Genomic DNA, 1,819 nt, shown 5'->3' on the forward strand with positions numbered 1-1,819 from the left:
TTAGAAGCAGCCATCATTTAAAGAGTGCGTAATAGCTCACTAGTCGAGTGACACTGCGCCGAAAATGTACCGGGGCTAAACATATTACCGAAGCTGTGGATTGTCCTTTGGACAATGGTAGGAGAGCGTTCTAAGGGCGTTGAAGCATGATCGCAAGGACATGTGGAGCGCTTAGAAGTGAGAATGCCGGTGTGAGTAGCGAAAGACGGGTGAGAATCCCGTCCACCGATTGACTAAGGTTTCCAGAGGAAGGCTCGTCCGCTCTGGGTTAGTCGGGTCCTAAGCTGAGGCCGACAGGCGTAGGCGATGGATAACAGGTTGATATTCCTGTACCACCTATAATCGTTTTAATCGATGGGGGGACGCAGTAGGATAGGCGAAGCGTACGATTGGATTGTACGTCTAAGCAGTGAGATTGAGTGTTAGGCAAATCCGGCACTCTTAAGATTGAGCTGTGATGGGGAGAGGAAATTGTTTCCTCGAGTCGTTGATTTCACACTGCCGAGAAAAGCCTCTAGATAGAGATTAGGTGCCCGTACCGCAAACCGACACAGGTAGTCAAGATGAGAATTCTAAGGTGAGCGAGCGAACTCTCGTTAAGGAACTCGGCAAAATGACCCCGTAACTTCGGGAGAAGGGGTGCTCTTTAGGGTGCAAGCCCAGAAGAGCCGCAGTGAATAGGCCCAAGCGACTGTTTATCAAAAACACAGGTCTCTGCTAAACCGTAAGGTGATGTATAGGGGCTGACGCCTGCCCGGTGCTGGAAGGTTAAGAGGAGTGGTTAGCTTCTGCGAAGCTACGAATCGAAGCCCCAGTAAACGGCGGCCGTAACTATAACGGTCCTAAGGTAGCGAAATTCCTTGTCGGGTAAGTTCCGACCCGCACGAAAGGCGTAACGATTTGGGCACTGTCTCAACGAGAGACTCGGTGAAATCATAGTACCTGTGAAGATGCAGGTTACCCGCGACAGGACGGAAAGACCCCGTGGAGCTTTACTGTAGCCTGATATTGAAATTCGGCACAGCTTGTACAGGATAGGTAGGAGCCTTTGAAACGTGAGCGCTAGCTTACGTGGAGGCGTTGGTGGGATACTACCCTAGCTGTGTTGGCTTTCTAACCCGCACCACTTATCGTGGTGGGAGACAGTGTCAGGCGGGCAGTTTGACTGGGGCGGTCGCCTCCTAAAAGGTAACGGAGGCGCTCAAAGGTTCCCTCAGAATGGTTGGAAATCATTCATAGAGTGTAAAGGCATAAGGGAGCTTGACTGCGAGACCTACAAGTCGAGCAGGGTCGAAAGACGGACTTAGTGATCCGGTGGTTCCGCATGGAAGGGCCATCGCTCAACGGATAAAAGCTACCCCGGGGATAACAGGCTTATCTCCCCCAAGAGTTCACATCGACGGGGAGGTTTGGCACCTCGATGTCGGCTCATCGCATCCTGGGGCTGTAGTCGGTCCCAAGGGTTGGGCTGTTCGCCCATTAAAGCGGTACGCGAGCTGGGTTCAGAACGTCGTGAGACAGTTCGGTCCCTATCCGTCGTGGGCGTAGGAAATTTGAGAGGAGCTGTCCTTAGTACGAGAGGACCGGGATGGACATACCTCTGGTGTACCAGTTGTCGTGCCAACGGCATAGCTGGGTAGCTATGTATGGACGGGATAAGTGCTGAAAGCATCTAAGCATGAAGCCCCCCTCAAGATGAGATTTCCCAACTTCGGTTATAAGATCCCTCAGAGATGATGAGGTTAATAGGTTCGAGGTGGAAGCGTGGTGACACGTGGAGCTGACGAATACTAATCGATCGAAGACTTAATCAATTTTT

1 rRNA gene is annotated in these 1,819 nt (G+C 51.6%); it reads left to right on the top strand.

Annotated elements, in window-relative coordinates:
• A 23S ribosomal RNA gene (locus CD034_RS01065) occupies positions 1-1,814 on the top strand; the annotation flags it as partial.
• Between the last annotated feature and the right edge of the window lie 5 nt (positions 1,815-1,819).

This window comes from Staphylococcus hominis subsp. hominis, assembly GCF_002901845.1.
In the GTDB taxonomy this organism is placed as follows: Bacteria; Bacillota; Bacilli; order Staphylococcales; family Staphylococcaceae; genus Staphylococcus; species Staphylococcus hominis.